This is a genomic window from Nocardia sp. NPDC059195 (assembly GCF_042754695.1).
Classification (GTDB): Bacteria; Actinomycetota; Actinomycetes; order Mycobacteriales; family Mycobacteriaceae; genus Nocardia.
Genome location: NZ_JBHZBG010000006.1, coordinates 252,451 through 275,612 on the forward strand (window position 1 = coordinate 252,451; position 23,162 = coordinate 275,612).

A 23,162-nucleotide genomic window follows, 5' to 3' on the forward strand; every position below is an offset into this window, starting at 1 on the left:
ACCCACACTGCCGGTGTCGCAGGGGATTTCCAGCGGGCGGGTACCTGTCCAACCTGTCCAGGTCCGGGGCGGTATAGCGTCCAGGCTGTGCCGCCCTGTCCAGGCTATGCGTGCCTGTCTCGGCAAGATCTCGGCAAGATGGCTGAATCTCAGAACATGGCCATGACCTGCGCAGCACAGCCCCGGTTGGCAAGGTCACACTGCCATCTCCGGGGCAACGGCAGAGACCTTGGCGACCGCCTTGCGGGTGCGGTCCGAATCGACACCGGCCACCACCGGCAGCGCTGCCCGCCACAATCGGGCCGCGTCCTCGTGCCGTCCGAGTTTCCAGCGCAGTAGCCCGGTCTCGATTTCACTCAGCGCGCGAATCCGGGTGTGAGTCTCCGGGTTCCAGGCCGCCGCGCTCATATCCAACTGCCGCTCGGCCTCACTCAGATCACCGAGCGCGGCGAACGCCTTCGACGCCTGTCGGCTGACCGATGCCTTGTTCGGGCAGAACAGCGACAGCCAGCGCGGCAACTCCGTCGTCGTGGTCGGCGTGAGCCACGGATCAATCCCGCGCAGCGTCTCCCGCGCCGCGCGGTGGTCTCCGCCTTCGGCGTACATGCGAGCGAGCGCGACATCGAACACCGCCATCGCATCCACGTCGACGTGCCCGCGTGCCCGCGATACCGCGCGCTCGGCCAGCTCGATGCTGTGCTGCGGCACGCCCACATCATCAGCGTGCAAGGCGATGATCCGCAGCACGAAACCATCCTGACCGGGCACGCCGGATTCCTCGGCCAACCGCAGCGCGGCCAGGAAATACCGCAGCGCCGCCCCGTCCGCGCCGACATCGTGCGAACTGAACCCGATTGCGTAGGCCAGTTCCGATGCCGCGCTGAATGCGTCGGCACGAATGTGAGCGTCGGCGAATCGGGACCGGAGCAGGGCGGAAACGTCGGTCGACAGAAACGCCGTCATCGCGAGACGCCCGGACCCGCCGCCACGGACTTCATCGAACCGGAGCAGGGCATCGGTCACGCCGCGCACCGCCGCCACGTCAGCCGCGCCGGTACCGGTGCCGTCACCGATGGCCGCCAGGCGCGCGTGTTCGGGCATCGGCAGCAGGGCCGTGGCAGCGAGTGACGCACTGTAGGCAGCGGAGCGGAGAAACCCCCGCCGGTCCAGGTCGGCTCGGCCCAGCGCTTCCGCCGTCGTGACCGCGTCCAGCAGGCCGCACGCGCGTCGATACTCCGCCAGAACATCGGCAGTGGGTACGCGCCGCCCGGTCTCATAGTGGCCCAGCGCGGCCCGGCTGTAGGCCACTCGGTCGGCTAGTTCGGCCAGGCTGAACCCCGCTGCCTCACGGGCCGCGCGGAGCTGTGCCCCGACGACTGCGGGGGGTGGGCCGGATTCCATACAACACACGGTAGCCGCGCAATGGAGTTGTAGACGCGCTGTAGCCGAAGAACGGTTCTACCTGGAACCCGTCAGCGGAAAGCTTGGTCTCAGCCCCACCGCCGGGGTATGCCGGGCAACGCTGCTCGGCACATCGGGCGCAGCGAGCTGCGGGACGATGGCGAAAGCTCTGCGGCGGTGGGCGCACTGACCTGACACCCACCAGGGGGACCCGTGACACTGCCTCAGCCCACGCCGCACACGAAACGACCGCACCCAGTAGAAGTCGCGCCACCCGAAGTGATCCGGCGGCTACTCGCCGCGCTCGATCGGTGGGAACCGAAGCGGCGGACATCGTGAGCGGCGCGATACAGCCCCGCCTGGACAAACTGACCGAACGGGCCGCGCTGCGGTCGATGGCGATCCGCAAGGCGCACGAACCGCCCTATGGCTGGGAGTTGTACAGCCCGTTCCGCGTGGTCGTCACGGGGTCGCTGGACAACGTGGCCGATTGGCTTACGGCGGCCGAAGCGCGCGACGATCAACCGCCGGTGCTGAACCTGGCAGGCGAGAAGGCTGACGGGTGACCGCGCTGGGGTTCGCCATCGCGATCGGCCTGCCGCTGCTCGTGCTGTTCGGGGTGATCGTGTGGCCCGAACCCGTCGCGCCGGAGCGCACCGTGGACGCGATCCGGCGGCGGGCGGAGTCTGAGACCGAAGGCCATCTCGGTCACCGCCGACCTCCGCCGTGGTGATCGGCCGACCCGCTGTGAATGTTCGAACTTGTCCGCTCTGGTTCCGGGTGGTCACGTTATCGGGGACTCGCCATGTCCCCCTCCGTGGATCACGATCGTCAAGGCGTCGGGTTGTTCTGCCGACCCCAAGACCAGTTGGCATACTACCGACAACATCTTGTCTCGCCCGGGTGCGTTGGCGATGTCTGGTCGATCGCACACGTGTAGACACACGTCCCACACCAAGGCGGCGCGGCGGTCGTCTGACAGCGGTGTCTGCACCGGCATGCCGCCGGAGTTCGTGCGGACCCGCGCCGAAACCGAGGCGCTGCTGGTCCTGTATGGACACGACCCCTGTGAGGTCGCGCGCCAGCTCACCGAATTCACTGACGAACCGCCGCGGCACGCAACAGATGACCTGGCGGCGAGTCTGTTCACTCCCGACGATCTGGCACAACTGCGCGCTCGGCTGGATCGTTGAGCAATCCGCACGACGCGTGTGCTCTCCGGGAGAGAAGTGCCGGGCAGCTGGATGAGACGATCGCAGAAGCGGTGCGCGGCGCGCTGATTGCCCAGAACTGGCTTGTCGCAGCGTAGGAGTTAGGCCTCCAACACCAGGAACAGGAAGGCCAGGAACCTGGGGTCCTCACGGTCCTGGAAGAACTCGGGGAACCGCTCCACCGCTTCCGGGGCAGGTGCCGGTTCCTCCAGGCGGGTGATACGGAATCCGCTGTCGGAGAATGTCTGGAACATGGTTGACAAGGACCGATCCCAGAATGTGAGGTCTGCGGTCTGCCCGGCCATATCGGTCACCTTGCGTTGGCGCGTGGCGAAGTAGTTGGTGGTCTCGCCGGCCTGAAGTTGCGTGAACCACATGACCAGCGGGTGCTCCACCGAGAGGATTAGGCGGCCTCCGGGCTTGAGCACGCGGCGCATCTCCGCCAGCGGGGAGCGCCAGTCTTCGAGGTAGTGCAGCGCGAGGGAACAGACAACGTCGTCGAAGGTGCTGTCGCTGAATGGAAGAGGGGCAGCCAGGTCCCCGACGTGTAGCTCGGCGGCGCCCCCGACTCTGTCTGTGGCGATGTCGATCAGGGCTTGGCTGCCGTCGATTCCGACCGCAGTCGCTCCGCCTTCGATGAGGTCGACGAGCGTGGGACCGGAGCCGCACCCGGCGTCCAGCACATGCTTACCCGTCACGTCGCCGAGTAGGTTCCGGATCGCGGGCCGGTTGTAGTACTCGTTGAGGAGGCTCGTCGCGTTCTCCTCGGCGTAGGCCCTGGCGATCGGGTCGTATGCGGCCGCGCCGCCGGAGTCAGTTCGCTGCGTTGTTGTCCCCACGTGGCCGACGCTAACACGGCAGTAGCGGATGGGCCTGAACGCTCCCTGTCCACGTGCAGAATCTGAGTTCCTTTGCGCGCCAGACCATCACCCCCACTCAACACGACGACGGGGGCGCCAGTCGGGTCGCCGCCGCGTCCACTGGTTCGGCAAGCCTCAGCATCGGGTGTTTCATAGGTAATCACCTATGAAACACCGGCAGTCGCGGTCGGCATCCAGCGCGTTTCTCGTTTCATAGGTTGTTGCAAATGTCTATCGTAATGAAACGTACCTATGAAACACTGTGTGGGTGAGTGACGACGATTTCCTCCGCGTGGAGGTCCACGACTGCCCGATGTCGAGTTGCGCCGCCTCGGCCGGGTCACCGTGCCGGACCGGCAAGGGCAAAGTCGCCATCGGCTACCACACCGCCCGCTTCCGCCTCGTGCCCTCACTCGCCAAGGTGCTCAACGTCGCCACCCCCGCGGTGCGCAAGCCCGGAACGGTGTGGACCGAGCTACCGCGCCCGGCCGCGACGGTCACCGCCACGGGCGGGCACGTGCGTATCGGCTACGCCCGCGCCTCCACCGTGCGCCAGTCCCTCGACACCCAACTCGATTCCCTACGCGCCGCCGGCATCGGCAGGATCTTCTCCGAGAAGATCTCCACCCGCGCCCTCATCCGACCGGAACTCGACCGCGCTGTGGCCTTGGCGCGGGAGATCCGCGCCTCCGGCGCCGCGGTCACCCTGGTCGTGCACGAGCACAAACGCCTCGGCCGCGGAATCGAACTCGCTGCCCTGGCCGAACAGCTCAAAGCCGCCAGCATCGGCCTGGAATTCCTCACCGGCGAACTCCAGGGCTCCCACGACCCGTCCGGGGTGGTGTTCACCGTGCTGGCCGCCCTGTCCGGGATGGAACGCGAATACATCCGTGACCGCACCCTCGAAGGCCACGAATCCGCCCGCCAGCGCGGCAAAACCATCGGCGGCGCCGCCGTGGTCGATGACGCCATGCTCTCCATGGCGTTGCACCTGCGTAGCAACAACCACAGCCTGCGCGACATCGCTGCCCGCTTGGTTATCACCAAGGGCAAGAAGAAGGGCCAGCACCCCTCACCGGCCACCGTCCTGCGGCTGTTGCGCGAGCACGATCGGACCAGCGCGCCGATAGGTTGATCACCTCCGAGTCGACACGGGGTTCTGGCACTTCCCGTGCTGGCCCTTCCACACCCGAGACGGGTTGTCGGCGAAGGACGTTTGCCGACAACCTGATCCGCGACTTTTTCGCGGATCGAGACACTCCGTGCTGACTACGCGATTGACTGGCGTTCCGACGGAATACTGGAAAAATGGCAATGTTTCCCGAGGGCAACTTCACCATCGTCAACAACGAGACCGGCCGGTGCGTCCGGGTTCGACTAGGCAGAACGCACGACGTCAGCGACCACAGGCTCGGGACCAAGTACCTCCAGACCGTGACCGAAGACCCGACCCTCACACTGGGGCCCGCCGACAACAGCCCCGCGACCGCCTGGTGGTTCCATTCCAGCCGAGACTCCCTGGAGCGCAGGCCGTTCGACCAGATCGCCAACTTCGCCGTCAGCGAGTACCAGAACATCGGCAACCTCTGTGTGTGGATGCACAGCGACCCCCGCACCGAGGAGGAGGACAGAGAGCGGACGGTCGAGGTGTTCGTCGACAAGCTGAACAGGATGCCCGCAGAACTCCGGGAGAAGCTTGGCACGCTGATCTCCGAGGAATGGAAGGCCCTGGATGCCGAGGTGTCCAGGGCCGCGCAGCAGCTCTGGAGGCGTAAGAAACTGCCCGAGCCGGTGATCCGGGATGAGGTGGAGATGCTGAACGAATGGCACAAACTCTGCGCCGGTCTCGCGTTTCGCGGTGCCGATGGCATCTACCTGGCCGACATCAATGACGTGAAGGAACAAGCTCGGGAGCAGCGGATGATCTTCGACGACGACGAGGATGTGGATTCGGCCGCCGTTGCCCCCCAGGCGGAGTGGGACAAGGCAGAGTGGGACAAGAGGGTCATCGCCGCGCTGCGTGCCTACCTGGACGAGGCTGCGAAGGAAGGCATCGCCCCGTCGCCGTTCACGTCTGCCTCGCGGACCCGCATGTTCGGTTGCGGCGCCAAGAGGGGCAAAGGCGCCACCTATCGGTGGGCGTACGACGGCACATACATCTACGGCTCCGACAGCGAAACAGTGCCGTCGGAGCGAACCTACTGGACAGACCACAACGGCCAACTGGTCGGCAAGCACAAGGGCGTCCCCGGGCAGACCTGGACCATCGCCCCATGGAAGCCCACCCCCGCCCAGGCCGAGAGCGACGTTTCCGCCATCCTGCTCACTGGCCTGTTCGGCCCCATCGGCAGCGTCCTCGGACTCTGACACGGGAACAGCCCCGCCCCGCCCGGCGCTTCTGCGAGGTCAGGGCGTCACGGACGGCGCGGGGCCAACTGATCGTTTCAAAATGAGTTGAGATCTTGTGCCTGGCGATCTTGGGCGGCAGGCTGCCGACAGTCCAGCTCGGGGGTCCACCAGCTCTACGTCGGCGGCCTGGCCTTCCCCGTAAACCTGATCACCAACGGGATGGGTCAACGGGCCGGAACCCTACGAGACCCCCACATGACTGAACAGGACTTCGAACATCACTGAAGGCGACTTCGAACACTGACAAGCGTCGACAGCGGACTCGCAGGCGCGGGTGTTCGGAAACCCGTTCGGAAACAGGCAGTCTCGTTCCTGATTGTCGAACACGTTTCCCGAACGGGCGGAGGGGTGTCATGGCGTTGGTCGCACCACCCGAGCTAGGCGGTCCCAGCAAGGCTTGGCACGGGCCCGAATGCCCAACCCTTCGCCAGCGGTGGCGGCGCACAAGCCACCACCGGTGCGGCCCCGGCCGACTGCGTCCACATCGTCCGTCGCGGCGGATCGGAACCGCGACAAGGCGGTCCGCAGACAGCATCCATCAAACACACAGCCAAAACGGGGGGTTTACGGGGGCCAGGACCGAAAAACAGGTCAGGCCCGGTCGCTGACCGGGCCTGACCTGCTATTTCTGTGGAGCTAAGGGGACTCGAACCCCTGACCCCCACACTGCCAGTGTGGTGCGCTACCAGCTGCGCCATAGCCCCGTGTTCAGTTGTTCAGCTGCTCTCGCTGCTGCCTGAATGAAGTTACACCATGCGTCTGAGAGACAACAAATCGGCTGGTAGATGGCGAAAATGCGGGGTGTGGGCTGGGGCTTCGGGGGCGCGTGGGGCGGGACGGATCGGCTGGTCGAGGGTAGAATGTGCCGAACCTCACGCGGGGGCTCATGGGGCCAGGTTCACTACCCAGTTCTCGTCTTGCCAGTTGATCTTGGTGGTGCCGTCGTAGATCGAGGGGGTGGCGGCCTTGTTGCCCGTGCGGGCGTCGAGGTCGGCGAGGTTTTTCGCGGCGGCGGTCTTGGCGGCATCGGATTGGGCGCTGTTGTTGATGCAGGCGGCGACGGATTCGGGGGCGCCGGATTCGGTGGCGATGGTGGCCAGCGCGGGGTTACTCAGGTCGGAGCCGCCTTCGGCGGGCTGCCGCTTCGTGAACAGCGTCTCGTGGAACTTGCTGTACGTGGGGCCCGAACCCGATTGGGCGACACAGAGATTCGCGGCGGTCGCGCGGGTGGAGTAGTCCTTGCTCTTGGACTGGGGGTCGAGGAAGGCGACGAGGTGGTAGTTCACCGCGAGCTTGCCTTCGTCGATCTTCTGGGCGAGTTCCTGGCCGAAGCTGTTTTCCATCGCGCCGCAGGCGGGGCAGATGGGGTCTTCGAAGATGTCGACGGTCTTGGGGGCGTCGGGGCGGCCGAGGCGGATGACGCCTTCGGGGGTGGTGCTGACCTGCACGGCGGCCTCGCGGACGGGGCCGTAGCCCTCGTTGCGTACGGCGGGCGGCGGTTCCGCGCTCCACTTGTAGGCAGCGAACACGATCAACCCGATGAGGACGACCGCCACCGCGGCCAGCGCATAGGTGGTGTTGCTGGAAACGGGGCGCGGATTGTGCGAAGAACCGGCTGTGCTCACCCGTCCACTCTGCCTCGAGTCGCGGGCGGCCCGCCGCCCGGGCGGGCCGAAATGGCGCTGACCTGCTATTGCGGCTTGTGGTAATCGCTGGGTCGACCCGCGGGAACCATGCCGTCACGCACCACCGGCACACCGTCGGGGCTGCCATCGCAGCTGCATTGCGGGTCGATGCCGTCGCCCGCGTGATCGGGGTGCTCGGGATCTTCGGGATGGGTGATCTGCGAGGGCTCGGGTGTCACCACCCACACCGCGGCCGACACCGCGAGCACCGCACCGGTAACCGCCATGCCCACCCCGAAGGAGGTGCGCTCGGCCAGCCAGCCGATGACGATCGGGCCGAGCACGGTGCCGAGATCGGCCGACATCTGGAACGCGGCAAGCACCGGGCCGCCGCGAGCGCGCGAACCGATCACATCGGCCAGTGCCGCCTGCTGCACGGGGCTGAACATCCCCGACCCGAGGCCTGCGATAAATGACGCGATCAGGAACCACACCAGGTTCGGCGCGAAACCGAGCGCACCGGTCCCGAGGGCGCAGATGGCGGACCCGGCGATCAGGAACGGCTTGCGACCGAACCGGTCGGAGAGCCGACCCGACAGGAACAGCACTGCCGCATTACCCGCGGCGAACACCGTCAACGCCACGCCCGCCATGCCGATTTCCTGATGCAGGGTCTCGACAACCAGCAGGGGCACGAACGCCATCCGCACACCGAATACCGCGATGCCACCCGCGAAACTCGACAGCAGCACCGCCCGGTAAGCGGGCTCGGCCCACCCTTGACGGAAGGTGAATTCGATCGGCTGCACACCGTTCTCGGGTGTGAGCACCGGCGATTCACGCAACCCGGCGAACACGATCACACACACCACCAGCAGCGCGGCCATGTAGATGACGAACGGCGCACGCAGCCCGAACTCGGCCAAACTACTTCCGACCAGCGGGCCGAGCAGCGACCCGATCAGAAAACTCGTCGAGTAGACGCCGGAGATCCGGCCACGCGCCGCAGGCGGTGACACCCGGATGATCAACGCCATCGACGACACCGTGAACATCGTGGACCCGATGCCGCCCAGCGAACGCAGCACCAGCAGTTGCCAATACGTCTGCGCCAGCGCGCACGCGCCGGTGGACAGGGCGACGATCGCGATGCCGGCCAGATACACCCGCCGCTCGCCGAGCTTCTGCACGAGCCGCCCACTGGCCGGCGCGAACAGCAACCGCATCAACGCGAACGCGCTCACGATCGCCGAGGCGGCCGCGATGCCGACCCCGAATTCACGCGCGTACTGCGGCAGAACGGGTGCGACAAGGCCGAACCCGAGTGCGATCACGAAGGCAGCCGCGATCAGTACCCAGATCTCGGCGGGTAGCCGGACTTTGGCCGGAGCGCTCACTCGATCAGCGCCTGGTTCACCATCTCCTCGGCCGCCGCCTGCACCTGGGTGAGATGTTCGGGGCCGAGGAACGACTCGGCGTAGATCTTGTATTTGTCCTCGGTGCCCGAGGGACGTGCGGCGAACCAGGCGTTCTCCGTGGTCACCTTCAGCCCGCCCAGCGGCGCTCCGTTGCCGCGCGCGGTGGTGAGGATGCCGGTGATCTCCTCACCCGCGATCTCGGTGCCGGTGACGGCCTCGGGCGTCAGGCGCGCGAGTTTGGCTTTCTGTTCGCTGGTCGCGGCGGCGTCGATGCGCGCATAGGCGGGGCTGCCGTACTGGCGTTCGAGTTCGCCGTACCTGGCCGACGGGGTCTGGCCGGTGACGGCGGCGATCTCGGCGGCCAGCAGCGCGAGCAGGATGCCGTCCTTGTCGGTGGTCCACACGGTGCCGTCCATCCGCAGGAACGACGCGCCCGCGCTCTCCTCACCACCGAAAGCCAAACTGCCACTGAACAATCCGGGCACGAACCACTTGAACCCGACCGGCACCTCGTGCACATCCCGCCCGAGCACGCCGACCACACGGTCGACCATGGACGAGGTGACGACGGTCTTGCCGATTTTGGTGAGCGCGTCCCACCACATCCGATTCGCGACCAGGTATTCGATCGCGACGGCCAGGAAGTGATTGGGATTCATCAGGCCACCGTCGGGGGTGACGATGCCGTGCCGGTCGGCGTCGGCGTCGTTGCCGGTGGAGATGTCGTAGTCGTCCTTGATGCCGACCAGCCCCGCCATGGCATGGCGTGAGGACGGATCCATCCGGATCTGGCCGTCGCTGTCGAGAGTCATGAAACGCCAGGTGGGGTCGACGAACGGGTTGACCACCTCGAGCTCGAGATCGAAGCGCTGCCCGATCTCCTCCCAGTAGTCCACACTCGCGCCACCCATCGGGTCGGCGCCCATCCGGATGCCCGCACCACGAATCGCGTCCAGGTTCAACGCGTTCGGCAGATCGGCGACGTACTTATCGAGGTAGTCGTAGCGCTGCACGTGGGAGTTCATCGCCTGATCGAGCGAGACCCGCTTGACCCCGGCCAGGCCGCCACGCAGCAGTTCGTTGGCGCGAGCGGCGATGGCGTCGGTGGCCTTGGTGTCGGCGGGGCCGCCGTGCGGTGGGTTGTATTTGAAGCCGCCGTCGCGCGGGGGGTTGTGCGAAGGGGTGACGACGATGCCGTCGGCCTGGTGCTTGGTGCCGCCGCGATTGTGGTTCAGCACTGCATGACTCAGCGCGGGCGTGGGGGTGTAGCGGCCGCGAGCGTCGATCACGGCGGTCACATCGTTGCCTGCCAGGACCTCCAAAGCGGTGGTCCACGCGGGTTCGGACAGGGCATGGGTGTCGCGCGCGAGGTAGACCGGGCCGGTGATGTCACGGGTGGCGCGGTATTCGACGATCGCCTGCGTCATCGCCATGATGTGGGCTTCGTTGAACGCGCTGTCCTCGCTGGACCCACGGTGCCCCGAGGTGCCGAACACCACCTGCTGGCTCGGCTCGTCCGGATCGGGGACGAGGCTGTAGTACGCGGTGACCAGGTGAGCGATGTCCACCAGGTCGGTCGGGCGGGCAGGCCGTCCGGCGCGATCGTGGGCCATGGTGGGTGTTCCCTTCCGTGTCGGCTGCGCGCGGCTGGTCATGAGAATCATGCGCACAACCACTGGGTCAGGGACGCGGCGGCGTACACCGCGGCCAGGCTCGCCGCGACGCTGATCACGACGTTGCCCACGGCATACACGTAGGCGCCCTCGGTTACCAGACGGATCGTCTCGTACCCGAATGTGCTGAACGTGGTCAGCGCACCACAGAAGCCGGTTGCCGCGAATGCCAGCAGCGCACTGCCCGCACTCGCGCCGATCAAACCCCCGAGCAACGCCGAACCGACAATGTTAACGGCTAGCGTCCCCCACGGCAGCCCAGTCGGAAACCGCGCCGACATCTGCCGGTCGATCAGGTACCGGGCGGGTGCGCCGAGCATGCCACCGGCCATCACCAGCGCCACCGTCATGCCACGCCTCCCTGTGTGGGAGCCCATGTCTCGACCATCGGCCCACCCCCTTCCGTCGTCGATTTCATGCGCATCCCCGTCGCGCGACCCACCGGGTCGCGCTCATGGCGACTGCCACGGCACCGAGTGCCGCCAGCACCGACAGACCGAGATAGGCCACCGCCGTGCCCGTCGCACCGGTGCCGATGAGTGTACGAATCTCGAGGCTATAGGTGGAGAACGTCGTGAAGCCGCCCAGCACACCGATTCCCAGGAACGGCCGCACGAGTTTCGGTGCGTCCCATCGTTCGGTGACCACGACCATCAGCACCCCGATCGCGAAGCAGCCGAGCACATTCACCGCCAACGTCGACCACGGGAACCGGCCGGGGAGCACCGGCCACCAGTGACCCATCCCGAATCGTGCGGTGGCGCCGAGGCCGCCGCCCACCGAGATCGCCACGAGGACGGCCGGATCGAGCGCCGGGGGCCGCGATGTCATGCGTTCCCCTCCCGTTGGCCGATCCGTGTGGTGGTCGTTGCTCATGGTATCGAGACCCACCGACACCGATCCGCGCGGTGCGGTCGCGGCAAACATTCAGCAGACTGCGCGAACGAACGCCGATGGCCCGAACCGACTGTCGGTTCGGGCCATCGTCTGGCGAGGTTTTCCAGATCAGTGCGCCAGCACCGGCTCGCCTTCGGCCGGAGCGGGCACGGTGTTCGGCATGAGCACCGCGATCACGATCGCACCGAGCACGAAAGTGGCCGTCGCCCACCAGAAGCTGGTGGTGTAGCTCTCGATCGCGCCCTGCGCCATGGTGAGCGGGCCCGGCTCATGTGCCGACACGTAGTCGGTCATCGCCGAGGCCGCGATGGTGCTGAGCAGCGCGGTGCCGATGGAGCCACCGACCTGCTGGCTGGTGTTGACCATCGCCGAGGCGACGCCGGCGTCCTCGTGCTGCACACCCGCAGTCGAACCCTGGAACGCGACCGACATCGCACCACCGAGGCCGAGGCCGAGCAGTACCAGCGCGGGCAGGATATGGGTGACGTAGCCCGAGTCGAGACCGATCCGGGTGAGCCAGAGCATGCCCGCGGCGGCGACCAGGAAGCCACCGCTGATGACGATCTTGGGGCCGAACTTCGGCAGCAGCAGCGACGGCGCGGTGGTCGAGGAGACCACCATGCCCGCCACCATCGGCAGGAACGCCAGACCGGTCACGATCGGCGTGTACGCCAGGGTCAGCTGCATGTAGTAGGTGAGGAACAGGAAGATCGCGAACATGCCGATGCCCATGACGAACACGGTCAGGTACGACGCGCCACGGGTGCGGTCGGCGACGATGCGCAACGGCAGCAACGGATGCGCGACCTTGGTCTCGATCCACACGAAGACCGCGAGCAGCACGGCGCCGCCGATCAGGAAGGCCAGCGTGGCCGGGTTGCTCCAGCCATTGGACTCGGCGTGGGAGAAGCCGTAGACGATGCCGAACAGCGCGACGGTGACGGCGACAGTGCCGGTCCAATCGAGCTTGGGCCGCGAGGTCGCGACGTGCTTGGCGAGCAGCAGCACGGCGCCGACGAGCGCGACGGCGGCGAAGATCAGGTTGACATACATCGCCCAGCGCCACGACGCCCATTCGGTGAGCACGCCACCGAGTAGCAGACCGATCGCGCCACCGGTACCGGCGACGGCGCCGAAGATGCCGAATGCCTTGGCTCGTTCCTTGGGTTCGGTGAAGGTGACCGTGAGCAGCGAAAGCGCGGCGGGCGCGAGCAGCGCACCGAACACACCCTGGCCGACCCGGGCCGCGACGAGCATCTCGAAGCTGGTGGCCGCACCGCCGATGGCCGAGGCCACCGCGAAGCCGATCAGGCCGACGATGAAGGTGTTGCGGCGACCGAACAGGTCGCTGAGCCTGCCGCCGAGCAGCAGGAGGCTACCGAAGGCGAGGGCGTAACCGGTGATGACCCACTGCCGGTCACCGTCGCCGAAGCCGAGGTCGGCCTGGGCGGCGGGCAGGGCGATATTGACGATCGTCGCATCGAGCACGACCATCAGCTGGGCGATGCCGAGTACAGCAAGCACCCACCAGCGCAGGGCGTGCGAGCCGCGACGCGCTGTGCCCGCAGAGCGCTTCGGCCCTGAATCGAGTGTGGTGGTCATAACTCCCCTTGAAGGCTGCGGTTCGGTTTGTGGGTGACATAATTGGAGGTCATACCTCCGCTTCAATCGAAGCTACCAGAGTAACGGAGAAACGACCTCCACTTAATCCCCGGATTGATAGGATGTACTTGTGAATCACGCCACGACGACTGCCACACCACCCCGCAGATTGCGCGCCGACGCCGCGCGCAATCAGCAACGCATCGTCGCGGCCGCCCGTGAGCTATTCGCCGATCACGGCCTCGAGATCACCCTCGACGATGTCGCCGAGCGCGCGGGGGTCGGCGTCGGCACGGTGTATCGGCGCTTCGCGAACAAGAAGGAACTCATCGCCGAGGTCTTCGACCAACACGTGAAGGACTTCGCCGACGCGGCCGACGCCGCCATGGGCAACTCCGACGCCTGGCTCGGGCTCGTCGAGTTCTTCGAGAGCGCGTGCAAACATCTGGCGACCAACCGCGGTTTCGGCGCAGTGATGCTCGAACTCGAGGAAGATCCGGCCCGTTTCGCCGAGCTGCGCGACCGGATCCGTCCGTCGGTCGCGGGGATCATCGATCGCGCACGCGAGGCAGGTGCGGTAGACCCCGACGTCGCCACCTCCGACTTCTTCGCGCTGATCCACATGGTCAATTCCATCGCCGAGTTCGCCGCCCCGGTGAATTCCGAAGTGTGGCAGCGCTATATGGCCATCGCACTCAACGGCGTCCGCACCGACTCGGTGCCACGCAGGCCACTACTGGTCGCGCCGTTGACCGACGAGGAGGTCGAGCAGGCCAAGGCCGCCGGCTGCCTCGGCCGCCGCCGCTGAGCCGAAACCTGTCCAACGAGTAGCGCGCGTCACAGCGCATCCTCTAGTGTTGGACACATGACCAAGAGCACCTGGGTGAACTGGGCAGGCGAGCAGCGCTGCACACCCGCCGTCGTCGCCGCGCCGCGTGACGTCGAGGAACTGGCCGCGATCGTGACCGATGCGGCCGCCGCGGGGCGGACAGTGCGCGTCGCCGGGTCGGGGCACTCGTTCACCGACGCCGTGCTCACCGATGGCACGCTGGTCGATCTCAGCGGTCTGGACAAGGTCCTCGATGTCGACGCCGACACCGGACGGGTCCGGGTGGAAGCCGGGATCTCGCTGCACGCGGCGAGCCCACTGCTGCACGGGCACGGACTGGCTTTCCCCAACCTCGGCGACATCGACACGCAGAGCCTCGCGGGCGCGACCGCCACCGCCACCCACGGCACCGGCGCCCGGCTGCGCAATATCTCCGCGGCACTGCACTCGGTGGAGGTACTGCGCGCCGACGGCACCAGGGTGGAGCTCAACGAGCAGACCGACCCCGACGGCTGGAAGGCGGCGCGGGTCAGCGTCGGCGCGCTCGGCATCGTCACCGCGGCTACCTTGCAGCTCGAGCCGTCGTTCGTGCTGGAGTGCGTCGAGCGGCCGGTGCCGCTGACCGAGGTGCTCGCCGATATCGACGAATTCGCCGACGGCAGCGATCATTTCGAGTTCTTCGCCTTCCCGCACAGTGACACCGCGATGACCAAGGCCATCGATCGCACCGAGGCGCCCGAACAGCCGCGCGGCACGGTGAGCGAGTGGATCAACGACATCCTGATCGCCAACCATCTCTACGACGGCCTGTGCAGGCTGGGCCGGCGAATTCCGGCCGCCATCCCCATGATTCACCGCGCGGCCACTCTGGCAGGCAGCAACAACCGGCAGGTCGACCGCTCGTATCGGGTGTTCTCCACCCCGCGGCTGGTGAAGTTCAACGAGATGGAATACGCGATCCCGCGCGCGCACGCGGCCGAGGCGATTCGCGAAATCCTGGCATTGGGAAGGCGATTCGGCACACCGATGCCGATCGAGGTGCGCTGGGTCGCGCCCGACGACGCCTTCCTGTCCCCCGCGGGCGGACGCGAGACCTGTTACATCGCGGTGCACCAGTATCAAGGCATGGTGTGGGAGCCGTACTTCCGCGCGTGTGAGGCGGTGTTCGACGCCTACGGCGGCAGGCCGCACTGGGGCAAACACCACTTCCAGACCGCCGCGACGCTGCGCTCGCGCTACCCCGAATGGGACCGTTTCACCGCGGTACGGCGGCGCTTCGACCCCACCGGCGTGTTCGCCAACGACTACGTGCACCGGGTGCTCGGCGCACTCGACTGACGCCACGCGGTGCGGACACTGCTCGGACAACAGCGTCGCCGGATCGCCCGCACCGCTCCCCGCCGCAGCGCCCTGATGGAATGATGACGGGTGATATCCGAAGCGCCACAAGCACTTCGCCCCTGCGCCGAAAGGGCGACCATGGCCCACACTCCCAGCGTGTTGTTCGTCTGCGTCAACAATGCGGGCCGATCACAGATGGCGGCGGGCTTCCTGCGCGCCATGGCCGGTGACCGGATCGAGGTGCGCACCGCGGGCAGCGAACCGGCGGCCGAGCTGAATCCCGCCGCGGTGGCGGCCATGGCCGAGATCGGGATCGATATCTCCGGCGCACGGCCGACACCGCTCACCGATGATGCCGTCGGGCTCTCGGATGTGGTGGTCACGATGGGGTGCGGCGAGGTGTGTCCGTACTTTCCCGGAATCAGCTATCGGGACTGGGTGCTGCCGGATCCGGCCGGGCAGCCGATCGAGGTGCTTCGCGGCATTCGTGATCACCTGCAGATCCTGATCGGGAACCTGATCACGGAACTGGTGCCGGTACCGGCGCGCTGACGTCCGATTCGTTCAAGACCGCACGCCACTCGGGTGCTTAGGCTGCGCATATGACTCCGCAGCTCGATGTCGTGTCCGTTGTTGTTTCCGATATGGCCATTTCGGTGGCCTTCTACCGCAGGCTGGGACTGGTTTTCCCGGAAGGTGCCGAATCCGAGGGGCATGCCGAGGCCGTGATCGGCGGTGGCCTGCGACTGGCGCTGGACACCGAGGCGACGATCGCCTCCTTCTCCCCCGGCTGGCTGCCCCCGACCGGTCCCGGCCGCAGCAGTCTGGCGTTTCGATGCGCCGATCCGGCCGAGGTCGACAAGCTCTACGCCGAGCTCGTCGACGCCGGCCATCACGGCGAACTCCCACCGTGGGATGCCTTCTGGGGCCAGCGTTACGCCTCGCTCGCCGACCCCGACGGCCACGGCATCGACCTCTACGCGCCGTTGCCCGCCGAATAGGCCGACCAGTCGTGGGGGTCGCGCTGGCGCTGCTGATACCGGCCGAGCATCTCGCGGACCTCATCGCTCACCGGGGGTTCTCCGGTGAGCCTTGTCCACAGGTGCGCGTCGTGGTCGGTGAGCGTCACCGGTCCGGTCGCGGCCACGTCGACGACGAAGGTGAACTGCCTGGTGCGGGCGCCTTCGCCGGTCAGGTAGTCGAAATCGCCGAGGTAGTCGCTGACTCCGGTGACCTCCAGCCCGGTTTCCTGCGCGACTTCGCGGGCCAGCGCTTCGTCGAGTGCCTCACCCGGCTCGACGACGCCGCTGGGCAACTCCCACCGGCCACCGAGGAAATCCGATCGTCGGCGGCGCAGGATCAGCACGCGCTGATGGCGGACGACGACGGCGCCGACGACAAGCCGACGGATTTCGTCTCGTTCTGCCTCGATACGGAGCGTGGAATACACGGATTCGTCGATCATCAGGTCACATCCTCTCGTCGGTGTTTCGGACTGGCCTAAGCACTTGCGACGGGGCGTGCACTACCGAGCCTAAACCTTCCGTCACGCTGTGCCGAATGAGACTTTCCGGGCGCCGAGACGCCCGATCAGCGTTGTTGCAGGGCGCCTACCGAGCATCCCGCCAGGTCACGGAACTCCCGCGACAGGTGTGCCTGGTCGGCGAAGCCAGTCGTCGCGGCGATTCGCGCGGCCGGAATTCCGGTGCGAACCGCCGCCAGTGCGCGTTGAAAGCGCAGAATACGGGCCAACATCTTGGGTCCGTAGCCGAAGGCGAACAGCGAGCGCCGGTGCAGCATCCGGGCCGACATCCCCGTCCGGGCGGCGGTCTCGGCGACCGTCGCGCCTGCCGACAGCGCATCGACGACGGCGGTGAGAGCCGGATTCGCAGGACCATTTTCGGTGGCGAATCGCCATGCGATCGTCTCGAGCGCCGCAACGCGGTCGGGCGCGTTGTCGATGCGGTCGACGAGTTCGCGGGTGGTGCGCGACGGTGCTATCTCGGCCAGGTCGACCCGCTGGTTCAGCAGTTCCACCGCCGGAATCCCGAGCAACGTGGGCGCGGTGCCCGGCGCGAACCTGATGCCGACGAATTCGCTCGCCCGCGCGGTCGGAGCCAGAAACGCGCGACTGTCCGGGCCCGCCACCATCAGCGTGCCCTCGGTCCAGATCAGATCCATGCACCCGTCGGGGAACACCGTGACGGGACCGGTGTGGGCAGGCATGGTTCGCGACCAGACCACCGCTCGGTCCAGCCGTGATGCACGTTCCCGGTACTCGGCCACACTTCGACGGTAACCCCACCCACCGACAACAACCTGGTATGTCTCTACCCGGAGGGGCCCGCCCCGATCTGGACTGACCGGAGGGTGCGACGAAGGAGTACCCGGAGGGAGGGAAGATCGGGGGCCCGAAGGGCCCCGACTCGAGCGCGTCAGCGCTCCAACAAACACAGCAAGGTACACCGCCCCAGGCTCGGTTTTACCCGCTGCGTCCGAACCTGCGCGCGACCCCCACTCCGCCCAACCCCGTAAGATCTGGCGGCACAACGTTCGGCTCGGCAGAGGGGTGCCCATGCAACCGACAGCATCAGTGCAGGGCGGACGGCCGCGTGTGGCTGGTTTCCCGGGGGCGGACATCGACATCGAGCCCGACGTATGGTCCGGGACGTCGGTTGATGACGACCGGATCAGGGCTTTGGCCGTCGGCGCGTATTACGGGCGCAGTTGGGGTGCGCAGTGCGATGGCGTGGCGTTCCTACCCGAGGAACCGGACAGCGCGTCGACCCGGCGCGAGACCGCGATCGAAGGACTGCACGAGTCATGGGGTGTCGACAACGCCGAGGACGCGCATGACACTGTGCGGCGGTTGCTGGCCGGGATGCACGCGCCGCTGTTCGAACTCGTCCATCCACTCGCCGTCACGGCCGCGTCCGATACCGGCCGGGTCGACCGGTCGGGGTTGGCCGACGAGCATCGCGAATTCCTGCACACGCTCTCGGGTTTCCGCGGCTATCGCGGGCCTGCCGGCATCGATCGCGATTACGACGCGTGGCTGCAAGCCATCAAGCTCGGCATCACCGACAGTCTGCCGACGCCGTTGCAGATCGACGCCACCGCATGGGATCTGGCCCGGCTGGTGTTCATCGCCCGCGCGGCGTGCACGGCGGGTTATCTGACCGACGACGAGGCGTGGGAGCACATGCTGATCGGGCTGGATCGGGCGCGGCAGCACTATCGCAACTGGCGGCAGTTCGGCGACGGGTTCCTCACGGGTGCGATCTTCTGGGCGGCCACGCAGGATCTGTCGGCCGCGAAAAGCCAAGTGGCCGAACGTAGGCGGATGATCGCGGGGCTGCATCTTCGGCCGTCGAGTCCGTGGCGGCGGGTTGCCCTGCATTCGGGTGCGCCGGTGTTCAGCCCGGCATCGTCAGCATGATGCCGACGGCTTGACGGCGGAACGGGTCGTCCTCGACCATCCCCAGTTTGCGGCGTTCCACCAGCAGTTGCCATTCGCCGAAGAGGTCTGCTGAGCAGGGCATGGATTGGGCGATGGATCCGTCGACGTGTTCGATTTCGCAGGCCAGGCGAACGGCCTCGGTGACGCGGGTGAAGTCGGCGGGTTCCCAGTCGACGAAGTCCAGGTCGGTGCCCGCGCCCGAAACCCGCAGGGTCGCAACCTGTCCGGGTTCCGTGCGCACTTCGGCACCGGTGAGAACCGAGACCGGGAATTCGTAGACCGCCCACGCGGAGACGAACAGCAGGCGCAGAGTGGTGATCGCGACCAGACCCGGCGCACCCTCGTGGCCGGCCTGGGCCAGTTCGAGAACGTACTCGTCGGGGCGGGCACAGCCGTGCAGGATGTCGATCTCGCGTAAGGAGTTGCCCGCGTGGCGCATTCGGCGCGCTGCCGCAGTGACATCGGGACGGTGCCGGCCGTTCGAAGCCTGAACCAATTGCGGCGGAACGAGATTCGGGCGGGGCGGAAACACTCTACGTAAGCTGACGAGGTCGCGTTCGACAGCTCTGATCAGCGCCTGCGCCTGCTCGCGTAACTCGGTTTCGAGGAACACCGGCACCGGATGACGATCCGTCGGCGCACCGTTGACCACGAACTGTGCCGACCGGAAGAACAGCAGCAGCGCCATCTGCCCATCCTCGGTGGTCGCGAGCGCGATCCTGCCCAGCTCGGCCACGCCGACGTCGAGCGCGATCTCGTTGTCGGCGCGCAGCGGCGTCGTCACCAGCCGCCCGTCCGCATACCGGACCGCGACTCGCGCACCCCATACTTCGATCACCGCCGCGTCCCTCCTGGCATGCCCCCGCATCGGTGGATCCTACCGAGGAGCCATCGCGGGCCCGGGGGATGGCCCCGCCGGTGGTGTGCGAACGTGCGCTGAGGTGGCAGGCTGTAGGTATGCCCGATGAACAGGAAGTCTCCGCCGAACAGCCCGGCGCCGCGAACGAAACTCCGGAAGAGGCGACCAAGCGGAAGTTCCGCGAGGCGCTCGAGCGGAAGAACGGCCACTCCTCCGCGGGTGGGGCCGCCCAGAATTCCGCCAAAGTGCGTGGTACGCATGCCCAGGCTGGTGGGAAGCGGACGTTCCGCCGTCGCGCAGGCGGGTAGTTTCGCAGCCGGTATCTCTCCGTGAGCAGCCCTGCCGCCGCTGGTAATCACCCTGCGGCACAGGGCTTTTCGTGGATCTACTGCAGGCGGGAGGTATCGGCGTCCGCTTCGGCTCGAACGGCGTTCTCGAAGGCGACGCCGCTGTCCGCTTCGCTGAAGACCAGCCAGCAGCCCCTGATAGCGCCGAGGAGATCTTCGAGCAGGTCGATCGCGGGTCGGGTGGGGTCGAGGCGGCAGATGCGGTAGCCGTCGGTCCAGGCGTCGGGATCGTCGTCCTCGTCACGTTCCTCGATTTCCCGTGCGGCTTCGATGATTCCGTCCAGGTCGCGGACCTTGCCCTCGGAGACGGCGATGGCATCGGCGATCAGGTCGACCACCACCTGGGTCGGCGTCTCCCCCTCGCTGAGCCGTTCCAAGACCACAGTGGGTGTTTCGACCTCGAGCGCTTCGATGTCGTCCGCCTCGGCGACCACGTCCACCGGGTCGATGCCCGTCACCTCGCCTGCCACGGTCGCCGCTGCCCGGAGCCAGTGAGCGGCGGCAACCGATGCGGCGGCGGGGTCGAGTTCGGTGAACAGGTCGATCGAGCCCAAGGGGTTCGCGCGCAACAGCGTATCGGCGGCGTGCACCTGGACCGGGGAGATCTCCGGTCGGGTGAGCTCGACGGCTTGTCGCGCCCTGCCCGCCAGATCGCCCAGCTCCGCGGCCGTGATGGCTGCCTGCTCGGTCAAAACCTCGTTCACCAAACGGTCGACCAGGCCCGCATCGCCGATCCCGTGGAGCACACGGCCGAGGTGATGCGCCGATTCCTCGATGGGGCTGTAGAAGACGAGCATGAAGCCGTCGTCATCGGGCAGATTGGGCGTGCGCAGCGCCTCTTCGACCTTCGCGAACCGCCCACGCTCCTCCGCCCGCCGCCACGCCTCCCCGTTCTCGACATCGGGGTCCCCGGCCGCGGTCGCCGGGTGGGTATAGGTTCGCCACTGACACCGCGCCAAACTCGCCAGCGCCGCCGCCAACTCCACCCCGTGCTCCGCCCCCGGCACCTCGGCGATCGTCTCGGCGACATCACCCCGACCGGTCCCCCAGGTAGCGACCAACGTCCCCGCCCCCGAGTCGTATGCATACCGCGTCATTTGCTCAGTTCTACGTGGCCCACCAGCACGGCCCTGCACCAGGGTCGCACCGATCAGTTCGGAGTCCGATCGACGCCAGGAAAGAGCCGCTTTCCGGCAGCGCACCAGGTCTTTCCGGGCGGCACACATCCCGCCGCCACCCGACCAGGAGCGGTCACGCTGTCGTGTACACACGAATGCCATCGTCGGGGCATGAAAAAGCCCCTCACCTGTGTGTCAGGTGAGGGGCCTCGAGTGGAGCTGCCGGGAATCGAACCCGGGTCCTCCGCCGCGTCTTCAGGGCTTCTCCGTGTGCAGTTCGCTATGTCTCTGCTTGGATCTCCTGGTCTCGCGAACAAGCCTGGATGACGATCCCAGTCGCTGTTAGATGTCCCCTTCGACTCCGCGACCGAGCCGAACGGTAATTCCCTCTAGCTGATGCCAGTACCCGGGTCGAGGGACGAACCCGGACTGACAGAGACGTCCTGGCTACTTAGGCAGCGAGGGCGTACTCGCGCTGATTGGAATCGGCGCTTAATTGGTTGCAGCGACGCTTACGGTGGTCTCTTGCCTGCACCGACACGCTTCCCCTGAATCAACGTACGCAGTCGAAACCGTTCAGCCCCGTACGTGCCCGCACCGTGCGGGCTAGTCATATTAACACCGCCGCGGGGTCAGTTCTTCCCATTATTTCTGCCGGCTCGCGATGTCGCCGACGTGACCTTGTGGCGAACCACTGTGGACCACGTCGGCGAATCGGGGTAGGAGCGTCAGTGGTGGCGGGTACTGTTCTCGTTCGGCCGCCGCGGAACCGTGAAATGTCCTGGGCGACTGGAGCAAGGAGTTATCCCATGGCATTCACCGGTCAGCGTGGGCTGCGCCGATTCGCGGCGATCCCGGCTGTTGCGAGCCTCGTGCTGGCCGCGGCCTGCTCGTCGGGCGAGCCCACCGCCGGGCCTGGCGTCACCAGCACGCCCTGTCCCGGTTCGGCGAACTCCGATCGCGGCTGCATCTACCTCGGGGTGCTCTCGGATCTGGAGAACGGGCCGTTCACCCCGCTCGGTGCCTCGATGAACGACGGTCAGGCGGCGTTCTGGAAGCAGGTGAACGCGGCGGGCGGCATCGGCGGCTACGACGTCGACATCAGCACCTATACCCGCAACACCTCCTACGATCCGCGGACCCATCGCAGCAAGTATCAGGAGATCGAGCCGCACGTGCTCGCGTTGTCGATGAGTTTCGGGACCGCGCAGACCGTCGCGATGCTCAATCAGATGGACGTCGACGACATGGTGAGCACGGCGGCCACCCAGTGGTCGGGCTGGAACTATCGCAGCGCCGACCGCAATCTGGTGCTCAGCGCCGGCTACTCCTACTGCACCGAAGCGGTGACCGGCCTGGACTGGTTCGCCGAAACCCATTACGCGCCACGCAATATCGCTGTCGTCGCCTATCGCGGCAACTACGGCGGCGACTATGCCAGCGGCGCGCTGAAGTGGGCGGTGGCCAACGACGCGACCATCGCCGATCGCATCGACACCGGGCCCAACGCCGAGGTCGGCAGTCAGGACGGGCCGGTGGCGGAGATCCTGGCCGCGGCACCGGATCTGGTGATGCTGGCCACCGGACCCGCCGAGACCGCGGAGATCGTGGGCAAGCTGGTGAAGTCGGGCTTCACCGGCCGGTTCCTCGGCTCGCTGCCCACCTGGAACGCGGCACTGCTGCAATCGGCGGCCGCGCCCGCGCTGACCGCGCTCTACAACTACACGACCCCGGTCGACAGCTGGGCCGGTGACAGCGTGGGCGCCAAGCACGCCCGCGACGCGATCACCGGCGAACCGGCCAACTTCGGTTATTCGCTGGGCTGGGCGATCACCTATCCGCTCAAAGCCCTGCTCACCACGGCGGCGGCGAACGGCGAGCTCACCCGCGCCGGCTTGCGGCGCAGCATCGGGGCGATGAAACCCGACGGTGAAGGCATGGTCGTGATCCATCCGGCCGGTGCGGCGGGACCTGATCTGGAAACGGAATGGTCGGCGGTGTTCGAACCGGACAAGGCGGCGCCGATGGGAGCAAGGGCGGTGAGCGTCGGCTATCAGGGCAAGACACTGGGCCGGCTGAACCTGCACGAGCCCTGCACCCGGTTGTAGCGGA

General features: G+C 67.0%; 24 protein-coding genes, 1 tRNA gene and 1 other RNA gene. 12 read left to right on the top strand and 14 right to left on the bottom strand.

The window, feature by feature from the left end:
- Positions 1 to 195: 195 nt before the first annotated feature.
- A complete protein-coding gene (locus ACFXKN_RS11500; protein WP_378953121.1) occupies positions 196 to 1,401 on the bottom strand; it encodes a helix-turn-helix domain-containing protein in 1,206 nt (401 codons plus the stop codon).
- 311 nt (positions 1,402 to 1,712) lie between these two features.
- Here ACFXKN_RS11500 and ACFXKN_RS11505 point away from each other — a divergent pair, with 311 nt between their 5' ends.
- The 3 genes from ACFXKN_RS11505 (at position 1,713) to ACFXKN_RS11515 (ending at position 2,594) form a co-directional block, all read left to right on the top strand.
- Complete coding sequence (locus tag ACFXKN_RS11505) at positions 1,713 to 1,967, top strand: hypothetical protein (protein ID WP_379432929.1); 255 nt, start codon at positions 1,713 to 1,715, stop codon at positions 1,965 to 1,967.
- On the top strand, positions 1,964 to 2,134 hold the full coding sequence (locus tag ACFXKN_RS11510; RefSeq protein ID WP_378953117.1) for a hypothetical protein: 171 nt from the start codon (positions 1,964 to 1,966) through the stop codon (positions 2,132 to 2,134). Before ACFXKN_RS11505 ends, ACFXKN_RS11510 begins: the two co-directional genes overlap by 4 nt.
- Before the next feature lie 265 nt (positions 2,135 to 2,399).
- Positions 2,400 to 2,594, top strand: a complete 195-nt coding sequence (locus ACFXKN_RS11515; protein WP_378953115.1) for a hypothetical protein — start codon at positions 2,400 to 2,402, stop codon at positions 2,592 to 2,594.
- Positions 2,595 to 2,713: 119 nt separating this feature from the next.
- On the opposite strand, the gene ACFXKN_RS11520 is transcribed toward ACFXKN_RS11515, so the two are convergent.
- Positions 2,714 to 3,451 carry a class I SAM-dependent methyltransferase gene (locus tag ACFXKN_RS11520; RefSeq protein WP_378953113.1) on the bottom strand — a complete coding sequence of 246 codons (738 nt, stop codon included), beginning with the start codon at positions 3,449 to 3,451 and terminating at the stop codon, positions 2,714 to 2,716.
- 289 nt (positions 3,452 to 3,740) lie between these two features.
- Here ACFXKN_RS11520 and ACFXKN_RS11525 point away from each other — a divergent pair, with 289 nt between their 5' ends.
- Both ACFXKN_RS11525 and ACFXKN_RS11530 read left to right on the top strand, forming a co-directional pair.
- Positions 3,741 to 4,607: a recombinase family protein gene (locus ACFXKN_RS11525; RefSeq protein WP_378953111.1), complete on the top strand. Its 867-nt coding sequence runs from the start codon at positions 3,741 to 3,743 to the stop codon at positions 4,605 to 4,607.
- A gap of 173 nt (positions 4,608 to 4,780) precedes the next feature.
- Entirely contained in the window at positions 4,781 to 5,839 is a 1,059-nt protein-coding gene (locus tag ACFXKN_RS11530; protein WP_378953109.1) for a hypothetical protein, read from the top strand.
- Positions 5,840 to 6,512: 673 nt separating this feature from the next.
- Here the strand turns inward: ACFXKN_RS11530 and ACFXKN_RS11535 are convergent.
- From ACFXKN_RS11535 to ACFXKN_RS11565, 7 genes are all read right to left on the bottom strand, one after another.
- Positions 6,513 to 6,585 (bottom strand) — tRNA-Ala (locus tag ACFXKN_RS11535).
- Positions 6,586 to 6,765: 180 nt separating this feature from the next.
- Positions 6,766 to 7,506, bottom strand: a complete 741-nt coding sequence (locus tag ACFXKN_RS11540) for a DsbA family protein (RefSeq protein WP_378953107.1) — start codon at positions 7,504 to 7,506, stop codon at positions 6,766 to 6,768.
- A gap of 65 nt (positions 7,507 to 7,571) precedes the next feature.
- Positions 7,572 to 8,903, bottom strand: a complete 1,332-nt coding sequence (locus tag ACFXKN_RS11545) for an MFS transporter (protein WP_378953105.1) — start codon at positions 8,901 to 8,903, stop codon at positions 7,572 to 7,574.
- Positions 8,900 to 10,537 (bottom strand): phosphoglucomutase (alpha-D-glucose-1,6-bisphosphate-dependent), encoded by a 1,638-nt coding sequence (pgm, locus tag ACFXKN_RS11550; RefSeq protein WP_378953103.1) that lies wholly within the window; start codon positions 10,535 to 10,537, stop codon positions 8,900 to 8,902. The genes ACFXKN_RS11545 and pgm overlap by 4 nt, the downstream gene beginning before the upstream one ends.
- 47 nt (positions 10,538 to 10,584) lie before the next feature.
- A complete protein-coding gene (crcB, locus tag ACFXKN_RS11555) occupies positions 10,585 to 10,947 on the bottom strand; it encodes a fluoride efflux transporter CrcB (protein ID WP_378953102.1) in 363 nt (120 codons plus the stop codon).
- Between the two features lie 64 nt (positions 10,948 to 11,011).
- The gene (locus ACFXKN_RS11560) at positions 11,012 to 11,428 is read right to left on the bottom strand and encodes a fluoride efflux transporter FluC (protein ID WP_378953101.1); all 417 of its coding nucleotides are present in this window, start codon (positions 11,426 to 11,428) and stop codon (positions 11,012 to 11,014) included.
- A 174-nt stretch (positions 11,429 to 11,602) separates the two neighbouring features.
- Positions 11,603 to 13,096, bottom strand: coding sequence for an MFS transporter (locus tag ACFXKN_RS11565; protein ID WP_378953099.1), 1,494 nt, complete (start codon positions 13,094 to 13,096; stop codon positions 11,603 to 11,605).
- A gap of 130 nt (positions 13,097 to 13,226) precedes the next feature.
- Between ACFXKN_RS11565 and ACFXKN_RS11570 the strand changes: the two genes are divergently transcribed.
- The 4 genes from ACFXKN_RS11570 to ACFXKN_RS11585 all read left to right on the top strand — a co-directional run bounded on the left by ACFXKN_RS11570 (position 13,227) and on the right by ACFXKN_RS11585 (position 16,267).
- Positions 13,227 to 13,904, top strand: coding sequence for a TetR/AcrR family transcriptional regulator (locus ACFXKN_RS11570; RefSeq protein ID WP_378953097.1), 678 nt, complete (start codon positions 13,227 to 13,229; stop codon positions 13,902 to 13,904).
- Between the two features lie 57 nt (positions 13,905 to 13,961).
- On the top strand, positions 13,962 to 15,263 hold the full coding sequence (locus ACFXKN_RS11575; protein ID WP_378953095.1) for a D-arabinono-1,4-lactone oxidase: 1,302 nt from the start codon (positions 13,962 to 13,964) through the stop codon (positions 15,261 to 15,263).
- Positions 15,264 to 15,404: 141 nt separating this feature from the next.
- Positions 15,405 to 15,818, top strand: coding sequence for an arsenate reductase ArsC (locus ACFXKN_RS11580; RefSeq protein WP_378953093.1), 414 nt, complete (start codon positions 15,405 to 15,407; stop codon positions 15,816 to 15,818).
- Positions 15,819 to 15,868: 50 nt separating this feature from the next.
- The gene (locus tag ACFXKN_RS11585; protein ID WP_378953091.1) at positions 15,869 to 16,267 is read left to right on the top strand and encodes a VOC family protein; all 399 of its coding nucleotides are present in this window, start codon (positions 15,869 to 15,871) and stop codon (positions 16,265 to 16,267) included.
- On the opposite strand, the gene ACFXKN_RS11590 is transcribed toward ACFXKN_RS11585, so the two are convergent.
- Together ACFXKN_RS11590 and ACFXKN_RS11595 are read right to left on the bottom strand one after the other, a co-directional pair.
- Complete coding sequence (locus ACFXKN_RS11590; RefSeq protein ID WP_378953089.1) at positions 16,243 to 16,731, bottom strand: NUDIX hydrolase; 489 nt, start codon at positions 16,729 to 16,731, stop codon at positions 16,243 to 16,245. The two genes, ACFXKN_RS11585 and ACFXKN_RS11590, sit on opposite strands and share 25 nt — an antisense overlap.
- 125 nt (positions 16,732 to 16,856) lie before the next feature.
- A complete protein-coding gene (locus ACFXKN_RS11595; RefSeq protein ID WP_378953086.1) occupies positions 16,857 to 17,552 on the bottom strand; it encodes a helix-turn-helix domain-containing protein in 696 nt (231 codons plus the stop codon).
- A 328-nt stretch (positions 17,553 to 17,880) separates the two neighbouring features.
- Here ACFXKN_RS11595 and ACFXKN_RS11600 point away from each other — a divergent pair, with 328 nt between their 5' ends.
- Positions 17,881 to 18,705: a DUF1266 domain-containing protein gene (locus ACFXKN_RS11600; protein WP_378953084.1), complete on the top strand. Its 825-nt coding sequence runs from the start codon at positions 17,881 to 17,883 to the stop codon at positions 18,703 to 18,705.
- On the opposite strand, the gene ACFXKN_RS11605 is transcribed toward ACFXKN_RS11600, so the two are convergent.
- Positions 18,683 to 19,594 (bottom strand): hypothetical protein, encoded by a 912-nt coding sequence (locus ACFXKN_RS11605; protein WP_378953082.1) that lies wholly within the window; start codon positions 19,592 to 19,594, stop codon positions 18,683 to 18,685. The genes ACFXKN_RS11600 and ACFXKN_RS11605 overlap by 23 nt on opposite strands.
- 89 nt (positions 19,595 to 19,683) lie before the next feature.
- On the opposite strand from ACFXKN_RS11605, the gene ACFXKN_RS11610 reads away from it, so the two are divergent.
- Complete coding sequence (locus ACFXKN_RS11610; RefSeq protein WP_378953080.1) at positions 19,684 to 19,893, top strand: DUF5302 domain-containing protein; 210 nt, start codon at positions 19,684 to 19,686, stop codon at positions 19,891 to 19,893.
- Positions 19,894 to 19,970: 77 nt separating this feature from the next.
- On the opposite strand, the gene ACFXKN_RS11615 is transcribed toward ACFXKN_RS11610, so the two are convergent.
- The gene (locus ACFXKN_RS11615) at positions 19,971 to 21,029 is read right to left on the bottom strand and encodes a hypothetical protein (RefSeq protein WP_378953078.1); all 1,059 of its coding nucleotides are present in this window, start codon (positions 21,027 to 21,029) and stop codon (positions 19,971 to 19,973) included.
- 232 nt (positions 21,030 to 21,261) lie between these two features.
- Positions 21,262 to 21,634, bottom strand: a transfer-messenger RNA (tmRNA) gene (gene ssrA / locus ACFXKN_RS11620).
- A gap of 225 nt (positions 21,635 to 21,859) precedes the next feature.
- On the opposite strand from ssrA, the gene ACFXKN_RS11625 reads away from it, so the two are divergent.
- Positions 21,860 to 23,158: an ABC transporter substrate-binding protein gene (locus ACFXKN_RS11625; RefSeq protein WP_379432930.1), complete on the top strand. Its 1,299-nt coding sequence runs from the start codon at positions 21,860 to 21,862 to the stop codon at positions 23,156 to 23,158.
- Positions 23,159 to 23,162 lie beyond the last annotated feature (4 nt).

Bases quoted from the DNA above. Each gene is read 5' to 3' on its own strand.
- ACFXKN_RS11500 (WP_378953121.1), bottom strand. From the start codon at position 1,401: ATGGAATCCGGCCCACCCCCCGCAGTCGTCGGGGCACAGCTCCGCGCG.
- ACFXKN_RS11515 (WP_378953115.1), top strand. From the start codon at position 2,400: ATGCCGCCGGAGTTCGTGCGGACCCGCGCCGAAACCGAGGCGCTGCTG.
- ACFXKN_RS11530 (WP_378953109.1), top strand. From the start codon at position 4,781: ATGGCAATGTTTCCCGAGGGCAACTTCACCATCGTCAACAACGAGACC.
- pgm (WP_378953103.1), bottom strand. From the start codon at position 10,537: ATGGCCCACGATCGCGCCGGACGGCCTGCCCGCCCGACCGACCTGGTG.
- crcB (WP_378953102.1), bottom strand. From the start codon at position 10,947: ATGACGGTGGCGCTGGTGATGGCCGGTGGCATGCTCGGCGCACCCGCC.
- ACFXKN_RS11560 (WP_378953101.1), bottom strand. From the start codon at position 11,428: ATGACATCGCGGCCCCCGGCGCTCGATCCGGCCGTCCTCGTGGCGATC.
- ACFXKN_RS11565 (WP_378953099.1), bottom strand. From the start codon at position 13,096: ATGACCACCACACTCGATTCAGGGCCGAAGCGCTCTGCGGGCACAGCG.
- ACFXKN_RS11575 (WP_378953095.1), top strand. From the start codon at position 13,962: ATGACCAAGAGCACCTGGGTGAACTGGGCAGGCGAGCAGCGCTGCACA.
- ACFXKN_RS11580 (WP_378953093.1), top strand. From the start codon at position 15,405: ATGGCCCACACTCCCAGCGTGTTGTTCGTCTGCGTCAACAATGCGGGC.
- ACFXKN_RS11585 (WP_378953091.1), top strand. From the start codon at position 15,869: ATGACTCCGCAGCTCGATGTCGTGTCCGTTGTTGTTTCCGATATGGCC.
- ACFXKN_RS11590 (WP_378953089.1), bottom strand. From the start codon at position 16,731: ATGATCGACGAATCCGTGTATTCCACGCTCCGTATCGAGGCAGAACGA.
- ACFXKN_RS11605 (WP_378953082.1), bottom strand. From the start codon at position 19,594: ATGCGGGGGCATGCCAGGAGGGACGCGGCGGTGATCGAAGTATGGGGT.
- ACFXKN_RS11610 (WP_378953080.1), top strand. From the start codon at position 19,684: ATGCCCGATGAACAGGAAGTCTCCGCCGAACAGCCCGGCGCCGCGAAC.
- ACFXKN_RS11615 (WP_378953078.1), bottom strand. From the start codon at position 21,029: ATGACGCGGTATGCATACGACTCGGGGGCGGGGACGTTGGTCGCTACC.
- ACFXKN_RS11625 (WP_379432930.1), top strand. From the start codon at position 21,860: ATGGCATTCACCGGTCAGCGTGGGCTGCGCCGATTCGCGGCGATCCCG.